This is a genomic window from Streptomyces sp. NBC_00582, from assembly GCF_036345155.1.
Lineage (GTDB): Bacteria > Actinomycetota > Actinomycetes > Streptomycetales > Streptomycetaceae > Streptomyces.
In genome coordinates this window covers 6,671,109-6,692,327 of the sequence record NZ_CP107772.1, presented here as the reverse complement: position 1 = coordinate 6,692,327, position 21,219 = coordinate 6,671,109, and the positions used below count along the sequence as shown (strand labels likewise).

The following is a 21,219-nucleotide window of genomic DNA, read 5'->3' as shown; positions in this document are numbered from 1 at the left end:
CCCGTTTCCAGAAGATGGGAGTGGAGAGATGGGAGTGGAACGTTCGATGGAAATTCCGCATTCCCCCGCAGCCCCGGGTGACTGGGCCCGGGAAATCGCCGGCCGTCTCGCCCGGCCGAGCGCCGCCGAGCGCGACCGGGACCGCCGCTGGGACCCACGGCTCTTCGCCGAACTGGCCGCGTCCGGCTCCGGCCCGGGCCTCGCGGGGCCGCTGGTACCGCGTGACCTGGGCGGCGCCGGCCTGTCCGCCACCGACACCGTCGCCCTGCTCGCGGGGCTCGGCGAGGGGGCCGGGGACCCGGGGCTCGCCCTCGCGGTGGGGGCGCACGCGGTGCTCGCGACCGTACCGCTGCGCGCCTTCGGCACCCCCCGGCAACGGGAGCGCTATCTGCCCCGGATGGCCTCCGGGGAATGGGTGGGCGCCCTGTCCCTCCAGCAGACGCAGGGCACGTCGGTCGCTCCCGCCGTCACCGTGCGGCCGGCCCCGGACGGCTGGCTGCTCTCCGGTGAACTCGACCTGGTCGCGGGCGCTCCGGTGGCCCACCACTTCCTGGTCGTCGCCGCGCACGAGGACGGCAGCCGGACGGCGTTCGTCGTGGACCGCGCCACCCCGCGCCTGGCCGTCGACGAGGCGGGGCCCGCCGCGATGCCCACCTGCCCCTGGGGCCGGCTGGTCCTCGCCGACTGCACCGTCCCGGACGGCGCGGTGCTGGGCACCGTCGGCGGCGCGGCGACCGAGGTGGAGCCGCTGCTCGCGGTGCTGGACTGGGTGTTCTCCAGCGCGCCCTGGCTCGGTCTCCTGCGCGCGCTGACCCGCGACGCCGTGCGGGGCGCCCGGGAACGCCGGCTCTTCGGCCGGCCGCTCCACCACGACCAGTCCGTCCGGTTCACCCTGGCCGACCTCGTCGCCCGGTGCGAGCTCGCCGAGGGCATGATCCGGCGGGCGGCCGAGCAGTTCGACTCCGGCGCCCGGCCCTCGCACCAGGACGCGGCCGCCGCCCGGTTGTTCGTGACGGCGGCCGTCCGCACCGTCACCGAGGCGGCGGCCCGTCTGTCCGGCCCGCTCGCCCTGACCGGCGACCACCTCGTCGGACGGGCGCACCGCGACGCGCTGTTCTTCGCCGGCACCGGCGGCGGCACGGAGGTACTGCGCCCGGTGATCGCGGCAGCCCTGCTGGACCTCGGATGACCCGCCCGACGACCCGGGTGACGCCGGGCGACCACGACGACCCGCCCCACGACAGGAGCGCGTACGACATGAACGGCGACAGGAACAGTGGGGTGGGCGGCCGGGTGAGCGGCACCCCGGCCGCGTTCGCCTTTCCGGGGATCGCCGCCCGGGCCGGCGAGACGGACGCGACGGGCCGCATACCGGCCCAGAACTGGAAGGATCTCGTCGACAGCGGCTATCTGCGGCTGTTCCATCCACCGGAGGCGGGCGGCACCGGCGCGGACGGTCTCACCCAGGCCGCCGCCATGGAGGCCCTGGCGCGGGCCTGCCCCGGCACCTACTGGGCGGCGACCGTGTCCGCGCTGCTGTGCGGCAAGCTGATCTCCACCTACGGCGACCCGCACGCCCACGGCCCCCTGTTGCGCTCACTGCTGTCCGGGGAGCGGCTGGCCGCGTTCGCCGTGGTGGAGCGGACGGCGGGCAGCGACGCCGGCACCTTCCGCACCACGGTGCGGCGCGCCGGGCCGCCCGGCGCGGGTTTCGTGATCAACGGCGAGAAGTCCAGGATCACCAACGCTCCGGTCGCCGACCTGGCCGTGGTGCTCGCCCGGCGCGAGCGGCCGGCCGGGGACGACGGGCCCGACTGGTGCCTCGCCTTCGTCGATCTGCACCGGCCGGGCGTCGAACGGTACGAGATCCCGCACATGGGGCTGCGCGGCATGCCCTGGGGCGGCATCGTCCTCACCGACGTCCACGTGCCCGAGACCGATGTGGTGCCCGTGCCGTTCGAGGAGCTCGCCGAGGGCATGGCCTGGGGCTGGCTGAAGAACTCGTTCGCCGCGATCGCCGTGGCCGAGTCGGCGCTGACCGCCTCGGTACGGCACGCCCGTGAGCGGATCTCGTTCGGCCGGCCGCTCGCGCACATGGAGGGCGTGCAGGCCCAGCTCGCCGACTCGCGCGCCCAGATCGACGCGGCCCGGCTGCTGGCCCGGCGGGCGATGTGCGAGCGGGTCGCGGGCCGTTCGGCCCGGGATCTCATCGCCATGCTCAAGATCTACGCCACCGAGATGGGCGTGGAGGTCGCCGCACGAGCCGTGCAGATCCACGGGGCGACCGGGGTGACCCAGGGTCACGAGGTGGAACGGCTGTACCGCGACGCCCAGATGAACGTCATCGGCGGCTTCACCTCCAACCGGCTGCGGGAGCAGGTCGCCGAGGGCATCGGTCTGGGCCCCGCCGTGTACAGCGCCTTCGACTGGGTGGCCCCCGCCGGTCTCGGCCAGGACCCGGCGGGGCTCGACGGACTCGCCCACGCGGTGGCGGCGCCGTAGTTCGGCCGAGGGGCGGATCGACCGCGCCACCACGGGCCCGAATTCCTTGTGGATTCGGGCCCGCAGTGGCAGTCGGCGGCATTCTCCCGCTCTCGTCAGCCCTGCCCCATGCGGTATCCGACACCGCGAACCGTGATGATCCATGAATGCGCGCCGAGTTTCGCCCGCAGACTGCGCACATGGGTGTCGATGGTGCGGCTCGAATCCGCCCAGGTGGTCTCCCAGACCCGGGCCATGAGTTCCCTGCGGGAAATGACGCTTTCCGGGGTCGCGGCCAGGGCGTGCAGCAATTCGAATTCCTTGGCGGTGACATTCACCGGCCGTTCGTGCAGCCGGACCTCCCGGGTTCCGCTGTCGATGCGCAAGGGTCCGAGACACAGGGCCCGGGGCGGCTCGGGCCGGGGGCGGGCCCGGCGCAGCACGGCCTCGATACGGGCCAGCATCTCGCGCGCGCCGCACGAGGTGACGACACAGTCGTCCGCCCCGGCCTGAAGGGCCAGGACCCGGTCCAGTTCGGTGTTGCGGGCGGTGACGGAGATGATGGGCTTGTCACCCGCCTCCCTGATCGACCGACAGACCTCGATTCCGTCGATGTCGGGAAGATCGAGGTCGAGTAGGACCAGATCCGACTGCTGATGGGCGCTCAGCGCCTCGGCTCCGGTGTCGACGCTCCTCGCGTAGTACCCCTGTCGGCGCAGCTCGCGCACCCTCTCCTCGGTCGTGCCGGCGTCCTCGCCGACCACCAGAACGCGAGTCGTGTCCGGTTGCGCAGCGTGCACTGCCATCGCTCCCCCTTCCGCACGCCAGAGTTCCCTTCAATAAAAGAACACACGTCCTGTTATTTGTACAGCGAGATACCAATCCCAATACCTGACAGAACCAGGCAAAACGGTCAGACGATCGCGTCACACCGGACCCGGAGAAGCAATAGATCCGATATCTGAGACATATCGGTCACTCGAAAACAGGACGTCGAGCGCGTACACTCACTCGACAGCACCCGACGGGGGGTCCGCGCAACCGAGTCGATCACGTTGCGCTCACCCCGCGGCCGGGTGAAGTACGGCGTGCACCGCATCGGCACGCCTGAGTACGGGGGGTACGCGCATGCAAATCCAGCGAGGCTTGAACACACCACGGCCCCGGGCCGGAGCCCGGGGCCGCCACTCCTTTCCGACCCTGTGTCACCCGCGGTCGGAAGCCTCCTGTCCGCCGCCGACCCGCAGCAGCCGCTCGGCCCGGTAGGGCGACAGGTCCAGCTTCGCCAGCACCACCGGCGTGACGATGCTCGGCAGCAGGAGCTGGTAGAGGCCGGCGATCTCCTCGGACAGGTCCAGCTTCTCCTCCAGGACCTCCGTCACGAGCTGCACCCCGGTCCACGCGCCGACGAACGCCCGCGAGACCGCGGCGGGGTCGGCGTGAGGGAGCAGTTCGCCGCCCTCCTTGGCCTGGGTGAGCAGTTCGTTCCCGAGCACGACCCAGTCCGGCCAGCGGGTGCCGAACAGCCTGCGCGCCTTGGGGTCGACCGCGAGCCGTATGGCGGCGCGCAGGATCGGCTCCCTGGGCAGCCGGTACGCGAGGAGCAGTCCCAGATCCACCCATTCCTGCAGCTTGAACGCCTGCGGGCTGAGCCCTTCCCGGGTCACCGCCTCGTCCAGCACGGCACGCGCCATGTCCTCCTTGGAGGCGAAGTGGAAGTACAGGGCACCCCGGGTCAGTCCCGTCCGCTCGACCAGTGCGGCGATCGTCGCGGCGTCGTACCCGACGTCGTTGAACAAGATCGCCATGCTTTCCAGGATGAGCTTGCGAGTGCGAATCGCACGATCCTGCCTCACCACCCTGCACCTCCCGGCAGTCCTCAGATCTGTTCCTCAGCACTCACCGCATGACCACCTATGAGTAACCGAATAGTCGTTACTTTATCAGTGCAGCTTCCCCGCCCGGACTCCGCGCGCCGAGGAAGCCTCGTAACAAGGGGGGCACCTTGTTGAGCACCATCGACACCGCACAGACCCCGTCCCACCCCACCGAACCCATGGGCCCCATGGCGAAACTGGGCGAATACACGCACCTCCGGCACACCCCGGCGATCCTCGTCCGGGACTGGCGCCGACAGGGCCCGGACACCTTCACCGTCACCGTGCGCTGGCCCGAGTACCAGGGCCCCGGCGCCTACGACCCCCGGCTGCTGACCCAGACCATCCGGCAGAGCGGCCTCCTCGTCGCGCACGCCGCGTACGGTGTGCCGACCGGGCACCAGACCCTGCTGAGCCGTCTCACCATCACGGCCGAGCCGGGACTCCGCGCCCGTACGGCCTCGGAGTTCGAGGTCGACATCGCGGTCACCCGCACCGGCGGGCGTTCCGCGAGCCTCGCCATGGAGTTCCGCATCCGGCGCGGCGGCGCCACGGTGTGCCTCGCGGACACGGAGTTCGGCTGGGTGTCCCCGGCCGCCTACCGCCGTGTCCGCGGCAGCCACCTCACCGTCGACTGGGGCCGGTGGCCGCTCCCCGCCCCCGTCGCCCCCGTGCTGGTCGGCAGGGCGGAGGACAGGGACGTACTCCTGTCACCGGCGGGGAGGGAGGAGACGGGCGCGGCGCCGGCGTCCGCCGGAACGGAGGACACCGGCGTACTTCCCACGGCGGCCGGCGCGAAGGACACCGGCGCGCTCACGGCCGCCGACGCGAAGGACACCGCCGTGGTCGCGGCGGTCGGCGTGGAGGACACCGGCGTGCTCACGGCGGTCGGCACGGAGGACACCGGCGTGCTCACGGCCGCCAACGCGAAGGTCACCGGCGTCGTCGCGGCGGCCGGCACGGCCGAGCACCAGCACCGGTGGCGGTTGCGCAACGACGTCTCCCACACCCTCCTCTTCGACCACCCCGTCGACCACGTCCCCGGCCTCGTCCTGCTCGAAGCCGCCCACCAGGCAGCCCAGGCCGTCGCGAGCCCGACACCCCTCGACGTCACCCACATCGCCATCGGATACGAACGGTACGTCGAGTTCGACGAGCCCTGCTGGATCCAGGCCCGCCCGCTTCCCACCCTCGTGCCCCACTGGTTCGCCGTGGCCGTCACCGGACACCAGGGCGGGCAGCTCGCGTTCCAGGCCCGGCTGAGGGGACTGCGGCAGCGGCCCTGAGGCTGCGGTGCCACGGGCGGCGGCGCAGGATCCCGACACCGACACCGACGCCGCCGCCGCCCGCGGCCCCTCAGTGGTTGACGAACCCTCCGTCCACCGGCAGCACCGCGCCCGTCAGGAACGGGCAGCGGTCGCTGAGCAGCCAGGCCGCGGCCGCCGCGATCTCCTCCGGCTCCGCGGTCCGCCCCTGCGGGGTCACGGAGTTGGCGAGCTCCTCCATACCGGGATTGCGCGCGAACCAGTCGGCGGTGATCTCGCTCCGCGTGGTCCCGGGGGCGATGGCGTTCACCCTGATCCCCTGCGCGGCGTACTCGTCGGCGGCCGCCCGGGTGAGGCCGACGACGGCGTGCTTCGACGCGATGTACGGCGCGGCGGCGGGTATCGCCACCAGGCCGGCCACACTGCTGTTGTTGACGATCGCCCCGCCCCCGTGCGGCAGCATCGCGGCGATCTCGTACCGCAGACAGTTCCAGGTGCCCCGCACATTGACGTCCATGAGGGTGTCGTAGACGTCGTCGCCCATGAGATGCAGCGGGGTGCGGTCCCCGCCGATCCCGGCGTTGTTGAACGCGCCGTCCAGACGCCCGTACTCGGCGACGGCGAACTCCACCGCGCGACCCGCGTCGGCGGCGACCGTCATGTCTCCCACCACGTACGACGCCTGCGCCCCCTTGTCCCTGAGTTCGCCCACGAGCGCGGCCAGCCGGTCCTCCCTGCGCGCGACCAGGACGACGCTCGCGCCCTCGTCGCTGAACACCCGCGCGGCGGCGGCCCCGATACCGCTGCTCGCTCCCGTGATAAGCACAACCTTGTTCCCCAGAAGGTCAGTGATCATGACCGCAGTCTCCCAAACGGGGGCACCCTCCGGTGGGGGGTTTCCCCACTCAGCCGCGGGGCCGCGTCGACACCAGCGTCCCCCACACCACCAGCCGGTACCGCGAGGTGTACTCCGGTGTGCAGGTGGTGAGGGTGAGGTAGTGGCCGGGGAGCGTGTAGCCGTAGGCGGGCCGGGACAGCGAGCGGGGCACGGGCTGGATGACACCCGAGTCGCGAGGTGAGGTCCGCGGCAGGATCTTGTCGACGGTGTACGTGTAGGTCGCGTCCCCGGTCTCCACCTCCACCGTGTCGCCCTTCGCGAGGCGGTTGAGGTACCGGAAGGGCTCGCCGTGGGTGTTGCGGTGCCCGGCGAGCGCGAAGTTCCCTGCCCCGCCCGGCTGTTGGGTGCCGGTGTAGTGGCCGACGTACCCCTTGTTGAGGACCTTCTGCTTGCTGGTGCCCTCGGCCACGGGGACGCGGAGCCCGAGGCGGGGGATGCGGAGCACGGCGTAGGCCTGGGACGCGCGGGGAGTCGTACCGGAGGAGGACGAGGAGGAGGAGCTCGTGGACCGCCCGGCCCCGCCACCCCCACCGCCGGCACCTCCCGTACCGGAGTCTCCGTCGGTGTCGCTGCCGCCGTCACCGCTCGCGGGACCGCCCCACTCCCGCTCCAGCGCCTCCACCTTCCGTTCGGCGCCCTCCCTCGCCTCCCGGTTGGTCCACCACATCTGGTGGGCGACGAGGAGAAGGACCAACACCCCTGCGGTGACGAGGAGTTCGGCCCCCGTCCAGAGCACCCGCCGGTATCGGGCACGCCGCCGCAGGGAGCTGTGCTGCACGAGGGGGATCCGCACGCTGCGCGCCATCGGGGCACCATAGGGGCTGGGGGCGGAGGTCTCCAGACCCATGCCGCCGCGACCGCGCGCACGACCACGACACGACCTGCGCGTTCTCCCCTCGAACCGCCCGGAGCGGACGGATCGCCCCTTCCTCCACAGGTTGGAAAAAGGGCTGTCAGAACTCTCGACAACCCCACAGGTCACACCTGATGCTTCGTTTCGGCCACACGGGACCGGCCAACCACTCGAGCGGAGTAGCCATGATCCGACGCAGGACACTGCTGGCCGCCACCGGCGGCGCGCTCTTCGGAAGCGCACTGGCGGCGGGCACCGCCCACGCCGACGCGACCATCTCCGTCAACCCCTCCACGTCGTACGGCACCTGGGAGGGCTGGGGCACCTCGCTCGCCTGGTGGGCGAACGTCTTCGGCGCCCGGGACGACTTCGCGGACGCCTTCTTCACCACCAAGTCGGTGACCTACAACGGCACGAGCCTGCCCGGCCTCGGCCTGAACATCGCCCGCTACAACCTGGGCGCGTGCAGCTGGAACTCGGTGAGCGGCCAGTCGATGGTGGCCTCCGCCAACATCCCCGCCTTCAAGCAGATCGAGGGCTACTGGCAGGACTGGAACAACGAGGACCCCACGTCCTCGGCCTGGGACTGGACGGCGGACGCGACCCAGCGCGCGATGCTCCAGAAGGCCGTCGCCCGGGGCGCGACGACGGAACTCTTCGCCAACTCCCCCATGTGGTGGATGTGCCTGAACCACAACCCCTCCGGCGCCTCCGGCGGCGGCAACAACCTCCAGTCCTGGAACTACCGCCAGCACGCCTCCCACCTGGCCGCCGTGGCCCTCTACGCCAAGAACAACTGGGGCGTGAACTTCGCGACGGTCGACCCCTTCAACGAGCCCTCCTCGTCCTGGTGGACGGCGACCGGCACACAGGAGGGCTGCCACATGGACGCGACGGTCCAGTCGGCCGTCCTGCCGTACATGCGCAGCGAGTTGGACAAGCGCGGCCTGACGTCGACGAAGATCTCCGCGAGCGACGAGACGAGCTACGACCTGGCCCGCACCACCTGGAACTCCTTCTCCTCCACCACGAAGGGCTACGTCAACCGGGTCAACGTCCACGGCTACCAGGGCTCGGGCGGCCGCCGTGACCTCCTCTACACGGACGTCGTCACCACGGCCGGCAAGGCCCTGTGGAACTCCGAGACCGGCGACAGCGACGGCACCGGCTACACCATGGCCTTCAACCTCCTCTACGACTTCCGCTGGCTGCACCCGACCGCCTGGGTCTACTGGCAGGTCATGGACCCGACGGCGGGCTGGGGCGTGATCAAGTACGACGCGAACACGCTGACGGCCGGCGCCGTCGAGACGAAGTACTACGTGATGGCCCAGTTCAGCCGCCACATCCGCCCCGGCATGAAGATCCTCGACACGGGCGTCAGCAACGCGGTGGCGGGCTACGACGCGACGGCGAAGCGCCTGGTGATCGTCGCCCTGAACACCTCGTCCTCCGCCCAGACCCTCACCTTCAACCTCTCGAACTTCACCACGGTCACGGGCGGCTCCGGCGGCCTGGTCCCCCGCTGGAGCACCCTGACGACCGGCGGCGGCGACCTCTACACGGCCCGCTCGGACACTTTCCTCAGCGGCAAGACGGTGGCCCTGTCCTTCCCGGCGAAGTCGGTGCAGACCCTCCAGGTGGACAACGTGACGATCTAGCGACGCCGAGCGCCCTCCGGGGGCCTGTGCCCCGACACGGGCCCGGCCCTCGGGGGCCCGGGCCCTGACACAGGCCCCTGCCCCTCCCGCCCCTGCCCCTCCCACCCTCTGCCGCTCCTGCCCCGCCCGGGCTTGCTGACCTTCCTGGCCTTGCTGACCTTCCTGGCCTGCAGATCTCTCACCTTTGTCACCGGCGGGCAGTACGGTGTCGTGCATGCGCCCCGACACGCCCGCCGAAAACGTCGACCACACCGCCGAGGCGGCCCGCCTGGAGCGGACCGCCGGTCGGTATCCCGAGGACGCCGAGCCGCTGCTGCTGCAGGCCGCGGCCCATCTGGAACTCTCCGGCGACCGCCCCGCCGCGACCACCCTCTACGACCGTCTGCTGTCGTCCGTGGACGACGGGGACACCCTGGAGAACCCCCACCTGGTCCGCGCCCTCAAGGCCTCGAACCTCTGGGAGTACGGCCATGAGGCCGAGGCCCGGGCGATCATCGAGGGCATCCGCACGGCCGCCCCGCGCGACCCGGCCGCCTGGGTGATCGTCGCGGAGTCCCTGGAGTCCCACGACGAGCTGGAGGCGGCGGAGGCGGCGTTCACGGAGGGCACCCGTCTGCTCCTGACGGACGTACCGGAGCCCCCGTACTCCACCCACCCCCTGCTCTTCGGCCGCCATCGCGTACGGCGGATGCTGGGCGCCCCCCACGACGAGTGGGACGCGCTGGCCGACACCCTCCACTCCTCCCCAGTCTCCCTGGACGAACTCCACGACCCCAAGCGCGTGTGGTCCCTGGGCTCGGACAACCCGGCGGAACTGGAGGCCGAGATCTCCCGACTCCGCGCCGAACTGGGCACCTACCGCGAGGCCCTCTCCCGCCCCTTCCCGGTGGCGGTCCTGCACTGGCCGGCCGGCGAACTCTCCGAGCTGGTCGCGGCCTACCCGTCCCTGTCCGCCGACTACCCCTCCCACGAGGAGCACCTCGGGACGATAGAGGCGTCCCTCCGGGAACTCGCCGCCTCCGGCACCCCGAACCTGGGCATCGTCACGGGCACGGTCCCGTCCTACGAGGCCTTCGCGGCATCCGAGGGCGCGACCCCGGGCGACGGCGACCTGCTCCCCCAGTACGCGACGACGCTGGCAGCCCGCGGCAGAGCGGTGGCCTGGCCGCCGCAGCGGGGAGCTTCCTGCTGGTGCGGGTCGGGCTCGGTCTATGAGGGGTGCCATGGGGTGACGGCCCAGGTGTGAGGGGCCGCTTCCGCACGGCGCGGGCCCCGGCCACGAGCGGCCGCTTGCGGCATTCGAGGCCCTTCGGCCGACGGGACGTGTTGAACAACGGGACCACCCCGGACTCCGGCACCCACCCGATCCCGGAGTCCGGCTCCAAGGCCGACATACTCTCCCCGGGCTCGGTGGCAAGCCTCCGAAACGCCTCCACCGCCCAGTGCGTGTCCGGCGACGCCACGTCCGTCCACCCCAGCCACGGAACCCGCGGCGGAGTCGGCGGCACCGGCTACGCCCAATGGCGCGTGGGCACCTCCACATCATCCGGCCAAACCCTCAAGAACACCGACACGGGCCACTGCCTGGTCATCGCCTCACCCCCGTACGGCGGCGCCGAACAGGTCATGGTGACAACATGCGACAGCGGCCAGGCTCAACAGCTGTGGGGGGACGGGGGAACACGTCGACGGCTGACAGCCCCTGGCGTCGCGGCGACAGCCGCCAAACCCACCGCCGTGCATCCGAACGCACCCGCACCCCACCCGCCGCATCCCTGCATCCCGGAACACCGCGCACCCAACCCCAGGGCTCACCCCCTGGGCCCCGCTTTCCCCGGGCCGCTCGCTCCCTTCTCCGCCGTGCTGGAGCGGGTCGAGTCAAGGGTGGCCCGCAGGGCCATCGGCGCAGCCGACGCGAAACGCAGCGCAGCGGAGTGAAGCGCCCTTGACGCGACCTGCGGAAGCACGACAATGCCCCAGAAGCGAGTGGCCTGCGGCACCAGGCAAACACCGTCCAGGCAACCAAGCTCTCCGCTCCCAGGCGCCACGGCCCGGGGAAGGCCCATACGCGCTTCGGCATCCCGTGTGCCCACGGTTCCCCTCCAGTACTACGCTCAGCACTGTGTCCGAAGATCCCGACTGGAAAGCGCCAGAAGGTTCCTGGGCCTCGTCCGCTGCCCGTCGTCGCAACATGCAGGCAATCCGCAGCAGGGACACCAAGCCGGAGCGCCTGGTCCGCCGACTCGTGCATGCCCATGGTCTGCGCTATCGGGTGGCAGCTCGCCCCCTGGCAGGGCTTCGCAGAACAGCCGACATCGTCTTCCGGCCAACAAAAGTCGCTGTGTTTATCGACGGCTGCTACTGGCATGGCTGCCCGGATCACTACGTGTCACCACGTACCAATCCGGGCTACTGGTCGGATAAGGTCGCGCGCAACATGGCGCGCGACCGCGATACGGATCAGCAGCTGAGAGACGCAGGATGGCTCGTACTGCGGTTCTGGGAGCACACTCCTGCCGAGGAAACAGCGGCTGAGATCATCCGGCTGGTCATCGAGCGGCGAAAGCACGGGTCAGACGAGAGCCCCCTGACCTGACTCCCAGGTCGCCCCGTCGAGTTCAATGTCTCCACCGGGTGCCTCCAGCAGGTCACCGGTGCGTTCCAGAGCCTCCCTGATCGCCTTGCCGACAGCCTCAGCAACGGGAGGCGGGAAAGCATTTCCTACCTGGCGATATTGGGCTGTTTTCCGTCCGGCGAAGCGCCAGTCCTTCGGAAAGCCCTGGATGATCGCTGCCTGCTCAACAGTGAGCATGGGGCCAAGGTTGTCGCCGTTCCCCAGGTCCCTGTCGAGGTTGACGTTGTCCTCATCGTTGGCGACACCCATGCCATTCACGCCGAGCGCTGACCATGCCTTCTTCGCTCTGGTCGGGCCCAGGTCAGCTCCGCCGTGCCTCTTGGACCCGCCGACCAAAGTAGGCGCCACCGTGCCCGCCTCTGTAGCCTTCTTCCGCCACTTCTCATACCAGTCCAGCCTATCGGCCTTCTGGAAGCGGCGCTTCATCGTGATATCGAGCGCTGCGGCAACTGTTTTAAATTCACCGTTGGGCTCAGGCCAGGAAAAGCCTCGGTAGCAGTCTTCCCTAATCGCTACGAGGATCGCACGCGGACGAAGCTGCGGAACACCAAAGTCAGCCGCCTCAAGCAGCCTCCAGCCACAAACGACATACCCTTCAGAGCGGAGGCGCTGCTTGATTTGCTCCCGATAAGTGAAAAACTTATCAAAGGGCTTAACCAGTCCTGTGACATTCTCAATCATTACCGCACGCGGCTTGAGCTCTTCAACCAGGTCCAGCATGGTCGGGAATAGATCGCGTTCATCATCCTGCCCCAACTGCTTGCCCGCAACAGAAAAGGGCGGGCATGGAACTCCACCAGCCAGGAGGTCCAGTTCACCACGCCTAATGGGGCGATTTTCGCGCTCAACAAACTTCGCAAGATGTTGTACTGGATTGAAATCCTTCACGTCCATGGACAGGATCTGGCACTCACGCGCCTCCCGCTCGCCCCACATCTTCCGCTCGACCACGTTGAGTTCCAGCGTCGCGGCCGCGTGTTTGTCGATCTCAACGAGCGCGAGGTGCCGGAACCCCGCCCCATGGAGGCCGACAGCCTGGCCTCCCGCGCCCGCGCAGATCTCAATCGAGGTCAGCGACTGGTCGCTGGAACTCATCGAACGCCTCCTGGTACTGACTGGCTACAGACACGCAAGTGTCGCATCCAGAAGCACCTGTCAACCCCCCTGTTACGTCACTTCTCTGTAGGTCAGCTCTCAAGGAGCTCCTCCAGATCGCGCTTCAGGCCATCACGCAGCTCCGCTGGCAACTGTCTGTACAGACACCAAGCGCGCTCCGTAGCAGTCTGGGTGCGACTGTCCGCGGTCATCCACGAGAGCAACTCCTTCTTATGGCGGAGAGGGAGTTCTCTGATCCGGTCCCACACCTGCTCTTGCGTCATCTGGGGCCCAGTCAGGTGCCCCACGGATTCGTTGCAGCGAGCGCACTCCGTAATCAAGTCAGCGGGACCCGCCCCACCGCCAGACTTGTGTGGGTTCACATGCCCCAGAGTCAGCCTTGCCCTGGATCCCGGGTCATCCGGGTACCTCTCCCCAGCCCCCATCCCGCACCGTCGGCACATGTGGCCGTCACGTTCATAGACATGCCGCCGGGTTCGTGAGCTGATCTGCCGCAGGCCAGCCGCGCGGTGTTCCTGGTCCCAGACCGGAAGGCCGATCTTCTCCAGAAACAGCTCATCAGCCTTCAGGCTCGCCTTATCCCGATAGGTCTTGATCACCCAGCCCGCCGGCCGGAGGTCCCGCATCCGGCGGTCGACCTGCTCCGACCCCGGAATCGCGGCCCTGAGGGCCTGCTTCTTAAAGGTCTCCCCCTCGCCAACCTCATCCCGTAGCCAGAGAGCCACTCTCACTCGGGCACCGAGTCTCTCGTCACGCCAGTCCAGCTCACCGTCCAGCACAGCCCCTCCACGTCGAACAAACGTCTACCGCATCCTCCGATGGCGGCGGAACGATAGCTTGCCGTCACTTGCCGCGGCAAGTGACGGCAAGCTGGCCCGACCCTCTTCATCTGCCTACCAGGAGGACATGTGCCGCCCGGGCCGCACGCACCTGCTCTCACCTGTCTCGAACTCTGCGCTGGCGCAGGCGGCCAGGCGCTGGGACTTGAGCAGGCTGGATTCAGCCATACCGCCCTCGTGGAGCTCGACAGTGACGCCTGCACTACCTTGCGCGTCAACAGACCGCAGTGGAACGTCATCCATGCGGACATTCGCGTGCTCGATCTGACCCTGCTCTCGGCACGATGGGGCCGCCCGTCCTTGCTGGCAGCCGGAGTGCCATGTCCCCCGTTCTCTCTCGCAGGCAAGCAACGAGGAGCGGACGATGAACGTGATCTTTTCCCCGCTGTCATGGCCGTAGCGTCAGCACTCCAACCCAGGGCCATTCTCCTTGAGAACGTAAGAGGTCTGCTGCAGAAGAAGTTCTCAGAGTATCGATGTCAGATTCTCGCCGCGCTGAGCGATCTGGGATATGTCGCCGAGTGGAAGCTGCTCTACGCCAGCGAGTTCGGCGTACCTCAACTCAGGCCCCGAGCCGTACTCGTAGCGCTTGGCCCGGAGGAATTCCAGCGGTTCTCATGGCCAGAGGGTGAGTCCAGCGCCGCGAGCACCAAGCTCGTCGGAGACGTCCTCCGCGACTCGATGGCATCCCGAGGATGGGAGTTGGCAGATCTTTGGGCTGCGCGCGCTCAGCGGATCGCACCGACGTTGTGTGGCGGCTCCAAGAAGCACGGCGGCCCTGATCTCGGCCCCTCGCGTGCCCGGAAGGTCTGGGCAGAGCTTGGCGTGGATGGCTCCGGATTGGCCGATTTTCCGCCGGCACCTGGGTCGCTCCTGCCCGTGAGGCTCACGGTCAGGCAGATGGCTCTCCTACAAGGATTTCCCCCCGACTGGTGGTTCGAGGGTCGCAAAACATCGACGTACCGCCAGGTCGGCAACGCATTCCCGCCACCCGTCGCCCAGGCGGTCGGCCGGCAGATTGCGGACGCACTGACTTATGCCAGTTGCGTTGAGGAGGCATATGACAACCCCCAGACTGGCATGCGGGCGTCCACCGCCAGATCAAGCCGACGCCCGTCTGCGCTGAGAACGCCGACCGCTAGCGCGTGATCAGGTACGACAAAGTGGGCGGACTCCCAGCGACCAGCCGCTGTCCGGTCCGCAGGAGCGGCCTGCTTCAGCCAGTCCCTGCTTACCGTCGCCACGGCAAGCACGCCACCATGCACATCGATCAGCACCGTCACGAGAACCCAGTCGGGGTCCCGGCGCATCACCTCGAACTCATGTCGCGTGAGGTGAAATCTCAGCCTGGTCGGATCAGTCGTCGCTTTGACTTCGATGTGACTGACCGCCCCCTGCGTCGACTCCACTTCAACGTCGTAGCCGTATGCGTCAGACCAGGCCGCCACGTGGGTGACGCGTAAGGAGCCGCCCTGTTCCACCAGGCGGACAATCGCCCGCTCGCCGGCGGCTCCGATCTCGCGGCGCCGGGTCTCCGCTTCGAGTGTCCAGCGGCCTCCCGCGACGCCCCGCCGTTCGGGCACACCGACTTTGACGTTCGGACGCCCGTCTGCCGAGACGAGCCCACTCCGGAGAAGCCAGGCAAGACCGTCCGCGTACTGAACTGGCGTGAGGTCTGCATAGTCCGGATGATGCGTGAACAGGGCGCGCGCACGCGAGATCTCGGCCACCTGGAGCTGCTCAAGCCAGCGCCGTGCCGCGCGCAGCGTACCTTCACCGAGAGCCATGGCCCTCAATGTGCCGGAGTAGAGCACGTACATCAGCCATGTCCATTCCAGCCGCCAGTGCCGGCTCCTCCTCCAGATCCGCCAGCTGCTGTACCGCTGGGTCATCCAGTATCTTGCCCATGAATTCGAGCTTCTCCTCAAGTCGAAGAGCAACAATCTCATCTATGGTGGATTCGGCGGCGAGGATGGTGACTCGTGTTTCAGTCCCCGGTGCTAGGCCCAACCGATGGATGCGGTCGAGGCTCTGGAGGAACCGGCCAGCCATGAAGTCGCGGTCAACGTAGACGGCGTCGTGACAGACTTGGTGAAGGCTGATGCCCTCGCCAAGAGTCGCCGGATTGGACAACAGGACGAGGCAGTCCGGGTCCTCCCGGAATCTCCGGATCTGTTCTTCTCGATCAGGTGTGCCACCGTGGACGACAGCGGGCTCGTAGGCACTGAACAGCTTCTCCATGGTGGTCAAGCTGCGCACAAATGTCGACCAGACCAAAGTTTTCCGCCCCAGCGCCGCGTTCTCCGCGACAATAGTCAGGGCCTCCTTGTACTTAGGCGAGAGTTCGTAACTCGGCAGTTTCTGCATCAAGTCATACAGAGAATCAGTTTCCGGGATATCCAAGGGCGGGACTTGGTAGGAAAGGGGCGCGTACCGGCTCTCTCCTTCCAACAGCAGTGCTGGGCTCGTGGCAGCCATCAGCAGGCGCAGCATGGCCTTGCCCAGCGCATCGAAGTCAGATCGCCCCGCTTCAGCCCGGGCACTGAAGTTACCGATCAGCGCGTCATACAGCTCGCGATGCAGCGGAGGAAGCTCGACGTATCGGATGCGCGTCTGGTAGGGCGGCAGTCCAAGTTCGTTCTTCGTAGTGCGCGTGAACATCGGGCGGAGCACACTGCTCGCGTATGCCAGATCCCCGCCAGCCACAGCCTGCGTGACCACACGCCGTCCATGCCCCGGCCAGACAAACGAGAGCAGGTTCTCAAGGTCCCGTGCGCCGTTCGGAGCCGGCGTTCCAGTGAGGATGAGGCGGCGTTTTGCCAGAGGCCCCAAGGCCATGCACGCGCTTCCGTAAATTCCCTGGGAGCCGAGTTTCATCCGATGGGCCTCATCCAGTATGACCATGGTGGGCGCTGAGCCCAGCCAGGAAGCCAGAGCCACCAGAGAGCGGTCAAGCCGTTCGTAGTTGACGATCAGCACGTCCGTGCCCGGTTCAGGGACTCCGTTCAGGACCCGAGCAACGAGGGGTTCCTTGAAGCAGACGGCGCTCTCGTAACGCCATGACTCGTAAGCGGACTTGGGGCTCACCACCAGAAGACGGTGTGCTTCACCTCTCGCTCGCATCGCCGCGAATACGGCCAGACCCACTCGTGTCTTGCCAGCACCGGGCACGGAGAAGTTCGCACCGTGGTGCATGGAGAGCAATTGGGCCAGATCCCGGCGCTGGAAGTCCGTGAGATCGGCGCGCCACTCCGGGCCCAGGTGGGCGTCCACATCCCCTGGGGCGACCTCGACGACCATACCCGGATCGCTGAGGATCTGGTCCGCGCGATCCGCATCATCCAGCACACCGCTGACCAGGGAGATCAGTTCCTGTTCCCATTCGACGGTGTCCGGATGGGACCAGCCGGCCAAGGCATCCAGTCCCGTCAGGAAATGGTCGAGGTCGATCTCCGCCGACAGAGAGGTCCTCTGCCCAGCGGCAGGAAAACGAGTAGCAAGCTTGGCGAACTCGCTCTCAAGTCCCTGGGCTGCCCGCAGCACCGCCCGCGTCCGCGTGACGTCAAAGGTGATACGCAGGGAGGGTTCCGCGACCGCGGTCACGCTCCCTCCTGACGTACCGCGTCCAGAAGCCATGAGACGCCATCACCGGGAGCCTTGATACTACGCTGAGTCGCTACGGCAAGCTTCGTGAGTTGCTGCCTGAGCGCGAGCACAGCCTCGTCGAAAGCCTCCTCGTCCAGGCTGTTGGATGCCTTGGCAAGGGAGAGGTCGGTGATGCACTGCTCAATGTCCCTGCAGGCGTCGGTGATGCGGTCTGGTGCGGCCTGCTTGCGCTTGCGGACTCTGGCGTCCTTGCCCGCGGGCTCCAGGGCCTCCTCCACAGCCTTCTTCGCTTCGGTGAACACCCTCGCTGCCGCAATTCCCCGGTCACTCAGCTTGCCGTCCTCGGCGTTCTCTACCGCCTTGGCCTTCAGAATCGTGTCCGTCAATGTCTTGGCCTCGGCCACCCTGGGCGCAGCAGATCTGACTGCCCGGTTGAGTCCCGGGATTGCGACAGTCCCCGTGGCGGATGACTGAGGCTTCAGCGACGTCGGAAGCGTCTGATTCAGGTACCGGTCCCTGAAGTCCGACTCGATGAGTCGGACATCAGTCTTCGAGAACCCGAGAACGATCGCAGCAAGCCTGTTCTCCTTGATTTCTTCCGCTTTGTCCCTGTTGGCCTCCACTTCCTTGGTGTAGCGGCGATGGAGCTCCCGAAGCTTCTCCTGGTGCTGCTCAAAGTCGAGCAGGCGAAGTTGGGCATCTCCGTCCGTCGAGCGGTCAATGAGGTCCCGCAAGCACGAGAGGATCCACAGATCCTGCTCGCATGTAGCGGTCCGGATCCGAAACTCCCGTGCGATGTCCGGCAGCGCCCGTCCGATGAGGTGCTGTTCCTCAATGGCAAGCAGCCGGTTGATGTACGAGTAGTCCCGGCGCTGATCCGGCCGGAGCTGCAGCGAGAGCTCAACCGCACTGACGTCGTCCCAGGTGCAGGACTCTGGCAGCACGCCGACGCGGATGTTCGTAACACCCAATTCCTTGAGCGCCGCCCGGCGGGTGTTCCCGTTGACCAGCACGCCGTCGCGTGTGATGAGGCCAGGTTCGTTCTGCCGGTACTCCCGCAGGCTCTCAGCGAGATTCTCGAACTCCGGATCCGGCTTGGACGGATCCGCCGGCAGCGCCTTGAGCAGGTAGTGCAGGTAGTCCTGGCTGTCCGGGCTCCATGGGTCTTCGTCCAGCTGCAGATCCCGTGCCAGATCGTGGCTGCGCTGCGCACGGATGCGATGAGTTCCCGGGTTGTAGTAGAGGGAGTCCACGGGCATGTCGATCACCTCGACGTGCAGCGGCTTGGTACGCCACTCCACGGTGAGCGTCTCGCGAAGACCGCCGGCGCTGGCGACCTCCTTCAGACGCTGCTCGACTAGTGTCCGGTTCTCCTGTGCCAGCGGCGGCCGGCCGAAGTCCTTGCTCACGTAAGCGTTCTCCTGCATAGGCGTTGGGGTGAGGCCCTGCCGGGGAGGCCGACACAGAATCCAGCCTCCCCAGGTTGGTGCGGTGGGGTGAGTTTCAGTCGTCCGAGGAGAGCGCCTTGCGGATCCTCGCCCGGGACTCCTCGGGGAGGGTCCGGTAGTCGGCCCAGAGCAGCTCTACCTGGCTGAAGTCCCTCTTGTCCTGGTCAATCCAGTCCCTGAGCATCCTGCGCTCCATCCCGCTGAGCGCCTCAACGCCGGCCAGCAGTGAACCGAAGTCCACCGCCCTGCCACGGCCGCCGACCCGACACCGGTTGCACTCCGCGACAAGCTCGACAGCCTCGCTGCCGTCCGGCTGCTTCACAACCCTGCGCGCGATGTCGAGCTGCGCGGACTCGTACGAGCCGGCGTACACCTCGCCGGGAGCGATCCCGCACGACCGGCAGAAGTGCCCGTCCCTGGAGAGAATTTCACGGCGTTGAGTCTGGGTGATCGACGTGCCCGGCCGCGACCCCTTGCCCGGTTCCCAAACGGCAGCCCCCTGACGGACGAAGCGCTGCTCATGCTGCCCGAGGGAGGCGTCTTCACGATTGGTATCGATCTGCCAGCCGAACTCGCGCAGGTCTCTGACACGGCGATCAGCCTGGCTGACGCCCGGAAACGCTTCCTTGACGTTCTCCTTGGTGAAGACGTTTCCCTCCCCCACCACGGTCGCCAGCCACAGCGCCGCGCGCTTCATCGTGCCGAGATTCTTGTCCTCCCACGACGGAAGTGCCATCAACATCCCCCTTGACCTGATCCTCTGAGACCCGCTTCCAACGCGAGGCCACGGCATCCCGAAGCCTTGCTGAGCGAGTTCCACTGTCGCTTCAGCAGGGTGTGGAATCCAGTCCTCCAAGACCTTCGCGGGGTCCGCGTAGGTCACATCTCCCCCTGAGACTCGCTCTGCTGACTCCTCCTCACACACAATTCAGAAGTCGCCGACTTCGGCGGACCGGGTGAGAGGGCTGATGTGACCGGCAGAACCCAGAAGTGGAAAGACCTCCCCAGCGAACGCTCGGCTGAGCTCAAGGCGTTCGTCCTCGCCTTGCGTCAGGTGAAGGACTCCACTGGCCTGACACAGCAACGGATTGCCAAAGCTGCTGATGTGGCGCCAACGACGCTCTCGGGCTACCTGAACGGCCGGAGGCTCCCGGAAGACCAGCACCTTGCCCAGATCTTCGCTGTCATCGCTGACGACATACGACGGCGTGGCGGGCATGAACCGCACTCACTCAGCGAGCTGCGCAAGCTCAAGGAGCAGGCCGCACGCACCTGTGCGTCCTGCCCTCTTCATGCGCGGCGCGAGCTCAAGGCGGAGGCCTCACCCACCAGCAACGCTGCCTCGCCCAGGTCGGCTGTGAAGCGGAAGCCGCCGGCTTCCCGAGTTGTTCGGAGCTCGGGGCGACGGAAGATCCGAATCCATGGTGGCCACCGACGCCCGATTTCCGTGTCGCCGTCACGCACTGCGGTGCCGGTCCCCCTTCAAGAGGGGGACCGGCACCGCACTCAGGTGGCGAACGACGCCCTTACAGCAGAACTCAGCACTTTGCGTCGCCACCAGGCCGCGGGGCGCACCCGTGACACCCACATGTTGCTGTGGAACAAGGCCCGCAGCATCAAGCCTGGCGAATTCCCCGAGACGCTCGCGGTCTACAGGGCCGCTGGCCTTGAGGAAGAAGTCGAGACCCTCTTGCGGACCGCGGCGGCGGAGCGTGATGTGCGGGCAGTTCTGAACATCGTGGCAGCGCTGCATGACAGCCATCAGTACGCAGATGCTCAGGCAATTCTGGAGGCCGCACGGACTGATGCCTGACTTCTGCCGGCCGGCTATTTGCGATCCAGGTGGGCTGAGGACTACGCGGCCTCAGCCTCAGCCTCGAAGTGCATCTGTGCCCGGTCGAGGACATCATCAGGATCTCCGCCTTGGGCCGTGAGCCAGTGCAGCAAGTCCGCGATGATGTCTGTGACTGACTCCTCAAGCACGGCATAGGTCGGCACAGCCACGGAGGACGTGCCGGCCACCCGCCGGTACTCCGTCAGCACTGCGGCGGCTCGCTGGACGCGCACACAGTGACGCGCGGACTCAAGAGACAGCTCGCACCACACCGCCTTGCCCGTCGCTGTAAGCAGCGTGCCCCAGTCCAGACACATCGACGCAACCAGGTGCAGGCCACGGCCGCACTCCCCCTCCCATCCGGCTTGGATCAGCGTGGGCACGGCATGGCTCTTGTCATGCAGTTCGACCCGAAGCCGGTCGTCCTTGGGCTCCAGGACGAGAGTTACGGCTGCTCCCTCGCCAACGTGTTTGATGACATTCGTGGCCAACTCCGTCACGGCCAGTTCAGCGTCCGGGGCCAGAGCTGCCGCCCCCCACTGACTCAGAGCATCCCGGACCGCGCGGCGCACACCGGTGAGCTCCGCCGGCTCCGCCTCGAAGGGCAGGACGTAGCGCAGGCGGTGTTCGGTCTGTTCGTGCAAGGTCATGGCGAAACTCCCTCCCAGGCCACGCACATGCTGCGCCCGCCGTATCCGTACGACTG

Annotated in this window: 19 protein-coding genes; 8 read left to right on the top strand and 11 right to left on the bottom strand. The window is 67.8% G+C overall.

The annotated features are described in order from the left end of the window. Positions 1-46 precede the first annotated feature (46 nt). Both OG852_RS30045 and OG852_RS30040 read left to right on the top strand, forming a co-directional pair. Complete coding sequence (locus tag OG852_RS30045; RefSeq protein ID WP_330349518.1) at positions 47-1,189, top strand: acyl-CoA dehydrogenase family protein; 1,143 nt, start codon at positions 47-49, stop codon at positions 1,187-1,189. Continuing rightward, positions 1,186-2,502 (top strand): acyl-CoA dehydrogenase family protein, encoded by a 1,317-nt coding sequence (locus tag OG852_RS30040; protein WP_133915058.1) that lies wholly within the window; start codon positions 1,186-1,188, stop codon positions 2,500-2,502. The genes OG852_RS30045 and OG852_RS30040 overlap by 4 nt, the downstream gene beginning before the upstream one ends. 95 nt (positions 2,503-2,597) lie before the next feature. On the opposite strand, the gene OG852_RS30035 is transcribed toward OG852_RS30040, so the two are convergent. Together OG852_RS30035 and OG852_RS30030 are read right to left on the bottom strand one after the other, a co-directional pair. Beyond that, positions 2,598-3,287 (bottom strand): response regulator transcription factor, encoded by a 690-nt coding sequence (locus tag OG852_RS30035; RefSeq protein ID WP_133915057.1) that lies wholly within the window; start codon positions 3,285-3,287, stop codon positions 2,598-2,600. Between the two features lie 399 nt (positions 3,288-3,686). Then, complete coding sequence (locus OG852_RS30030; RefSeq protein WP_330349517.1) at positions 3,687-4,337, bottom strand: ScbR family autoregulator-binding transcription factor; 651 nt, start codon at positions 4,335-4,337, stop codon at positions 3,687-3,689. 152 nt (positions 4,338-4,489) lie between these two features. Between OG852_RS30030 and OG852_RS30025 the strand changes: the two genes are divergently transcribed. Further along, positions 4,490-5,644, top strand: coding sequence for an AfsA-related hotdog domain-containing protein (locus OG852_RS30025; RefSeq protein ID WP_330349516.1), 1,155 nt, complete (start codon positions 4,490-4,492; stop codon positions 5,642-5,644). 70 nt (positions 5,645-5,714) lie between these two features. Here the strand turns inward: OG852_RS30025 and OG852_RS30020 are convergent, their stop codons facing one another. Together OG852_RS30020 and OG852_RS30015 are read right to left on the bottom strand one after the other, a co-directional pair. Beyond that, the gene (locus OG852_RS30020; RefSeq protein WP_208117252.1) at positions 5,715-6,479 is read right to left on the bottom strand and encodes an SDR family oxidoreductase; all 765 of its coding nucleotides are present in this window, start codon (positions 6,477-6,479) and stop codon (positions 5,715-5,717) included. A gap of 49 nt (positions 6,480-6,528) precedes the next feature. After that, a complete protein-coding gene (locus tag OG852_RS30015; RefSeq protein WP_133915055.1) occupies positions 6,529-7,326 on the bottom strand; it encodes a class E sortase in 798 nt (265 codons plus the stop codon). Positions 7,327-7,559: 233 nt separating this feature from the next. Here OG852_RS30015 and OG852_RS30010 point away from each other — a divergent pair, with 233 nt between their 5' ends. The 3 genes from OG852_RS30010 to OG852_RS30000 all read left to right on the top strand — a co-directional run bounded on the left by OG852_RS30010 (position 7,560) and on the right by OG852_RS30000 (position 11,631). Next, positions 7,560-9,035, top strand: a complete 1,476-nt coding sequence (locus OG852_RS30010) for a beta-1,6-galactanase (protein WP_133915054.1) — start codon at positions 7,560-7,562, stop codon at positions 9,033-9,035. Between the two features lie 214 nt (positions 9,036-9,249). Further along, entirely contained in the window at positions 9,250-10,281 is a 1,032-nt protein-coding gene (locus OG852_RS30005; RefSeq protein WP_330349515.1) for a hypothetical protein, read from the top strand. Positions 10,282-11,226: 945 nt separating this feature from the next. Next, positions 11,227-11,631 carry a very short patch repair endonuclease gene (locus tag OG852_RS30000; RefSeq protein WP_443064665.1) on the top strand — a complete coding sequence of 135 codons (405 nt, stop codon included), beginning with the start codon at positions 11,227-11,229 and terminating at the stop codon, positions 11,629-11,631. Here the strand turns inward: OG852_RS30000 and OG852_RS29995 are convergent. Both OG852_RS29995 and OG852_RS29990 read right to left on the bottom strand, forming a co-directional pair. Next, a complete protein-coding gene (locus OG852_RS29995) occupies positions 11,608-12,765 on the bottom strand; it encodes a DNA cytosine methyltransferase (protein ID WP_330349513.1) in 1,158 nt (385 codons plus the stop codon). The genes OG852_RS30000 and OG852_RS29995 overlap by 24 nt on opposite strands. Positions 12,766-12,857: 92 nt before the next feature. After that, positions 12,858-13,565, bottom strand: a complete 708-nt coding sequence (locus OG852_RS29990; RefSeq protein ID WP_330349512.1) for an HNH endonuclease — start codon at positions 13,563-13,565, stop codon at positions 12,858-12,860. Positions 13,566-13,694: 129 nt separating this feature from the next. On the opposite strand from OG852_RS29990, the gene OG852_RS29985 reads away from it, so the two are divergent. Beyond that, complete coding sequence (locus OG852_RS29985; RefSeq protein WP_330349511.1) at positions 13,695-14,774, top strand: DNA cytosine methyltransferase; 1,080 nt, start codon at positions 13,695-13,697, stop codon at positions 14,772-14,774. On the opposite strand, the gene OG852_RS29980 is transcribed toward OG852_RS29985, so the two are convergent. The 4 genes from OG852_RS29980 to OG852_RS29965 form a co-directional block, all read right to left on the bottom strand. Beyond that, positions 14,660-15,412: a DUF3883 domain-containing protein gene (locus tag OG852_RS29980; RefSeq protein WP_330349510.1), complete on the bottom strand. Its 753-nt coding sequence runs from the start codon at positions 15,410-15,412 to the stop codon at positions 14,660-14,662. The genes OG852_RS29985 and OG852_RS29980 overlap by 115 nt on opposite strands. Beyond that, positions 15,399-17,228 carry a DEAD/DEAH box helicase gene (locus OG852_RS29975; protein ID WP_330349509.1) on the bottom strand — a complete coding sequence of 610 codons (1,830 nt, stop codon included), beginning with the start codon at positions 17,226-17,228 and terminating at the stop codon, positions 15,399-15,401. The genes OG852_RS29980 and OG852_RS29975 overlap by 14 nt, the downstream gene beginning before the upstream one ends. After that, a complete protein-coding gene (locus OG852_RS29970) occupies positions 17,225-18,640 on the bottom strand; it encodes a transcriptional regulator (protein WP_330349508.1) in 1,416 nt (471 codons plus the stop codon). The genes OG852_RS29975 and OG852_RS29970 overlap by 4 nt, the downstream gene beginning before the upstream one ends. 94 nt (positions 18,641-18,734) lie before the next feature. Beyond that, positions 18,735-19,415 (bottom strand): hypothetical protein, encoded by a 681-nt coding sequence (locus OG852_RS29965; protein ID WP_330351525.1) that lies wholly within the window; start codon positions 19,413-19,415, stop codon positions 18,735-18,737. Between the two features lie 234 nt (positions 19,416-19,649). On the opposite strand from OG852_RS29965, the gene OG852_RS29960 reads away from it, so the two are divergent. Then, complete coding sequence (locus OG852_RS29960) at positions 19,650-20,492, top strand: helix-turn-helix domain-containing protein (protein WP_330349507.1); 843 nt, start codon at positions 19,650-19,652, stop codon at positions 20,490-20,492. Between the two features lie 41 nt (positions 20,493-20,533). Here the strand turns inward: OG852_RS29960 and OG852_RS29955 are convergent, their stop codons facing one another. Next, entirely contained in the window at positions 20,534-21,163 is a 630-nt protein-coding gene (locus tag OG852_RS29955; RefSeq protein ID WP_330349506.1) for an ATP-binding protein, read from the bottom strand. Between the last annotated feature and the right edge of the window lie 56 nt (positions 21,164-21,219).

What these genes read in the sequence shown, in the direction of transcription:
- OG852_RS30045 (WP_330349518.1), top strand. Translation starts at nt 47, where the DNA reads ATGGAAATTCCGCATTCCCCCGCAGCCCCGGGTGACTGGGCCCGGGAA.
- OG852_RS29955 (WP_330349506.1), bottom strand. Translation starts at nt 21,163, where the DNA reads ATGACCTTGCACGAACAGACCGAACACCGCCTGCGCTACGTCCTGCCC.
- OG852_RS29995 (WP_330349513.1), bottom strand. Translation starts at nt 12,765, where the DNA reads ATGAGTTCCAGCGACCAGTCGCTGACCTCGATTGAGATCTGCGCGGGC.
- OG852_RS30020 (WP_208117252.1), bottom strand. Translation starts at nt 6,479, where the DNA reads ATGATCACTGACCTTCTGGGGAACAAGGTTGTGCTTATCACGGGAGCG.
- OG852_RS30015 (WP_133915055.1), bottom strand. Translation starts at nt 7,326, where the DNA reads ATGGCGCGCAGCGTGCGGATCCCCCTCGTGCAGCACAGCTCCCTGCGG.
- OG852_RS29980 (WP_330349510.1), bottom strand. Translation starts at nt 15,412, where the DNA reads ATGGCTCTCGGTGAAGGTACGCTGCGCGCGGCACGGCGCTGGCTTGAG.
- OG852_RS30010 (WP_133915054.1), top strand. Translation starts at nt 7,560, where the DNA reads ATGATCCGACGCAGGACACTGCTGGCCGCCACCGGCGGCGCGCTCTTC.
- OG852_RS30035 (WP_133915057.1), bottom strand. Translation starts at nt 3,287, where the DNA reads ATGGCAGTGCACGCTGCGCAACCGGACACGACTCGCGTTCTGGTGGTC.
- OG852_RS30000 (WP_443064665.1), top strand. Translation starts at nt 11,227, where the DNA reads ATGCAGGCAATCCGCAGCAGGGACACCAAGCCGGAGCGCCTGGTCCGC.
- OG852_RS30040 (WP_133915058.1), top strand. Translation starts at nt 1,186, where the DNA reads ATGACCCGCCCGACGACCCGGGTGACGCCGGGCGACCACGACGACCCG.
- OG852_RS30005 (WP_330349515.1), top strand. Translation starts at nt 9,250, where the DNA reads ATGCGCCCCGACACGCCCGCCGAAAACGTCGACCACACCGCCGAGGCG.
- OG852_RS29965 (WP_330351525.1), bottom strand. Translation starts at nt 19,415, where the DNA reads ATGGCACTTCCGTCGTGGGAGGACAAGAATCTCGGCACGATGAAGCGC.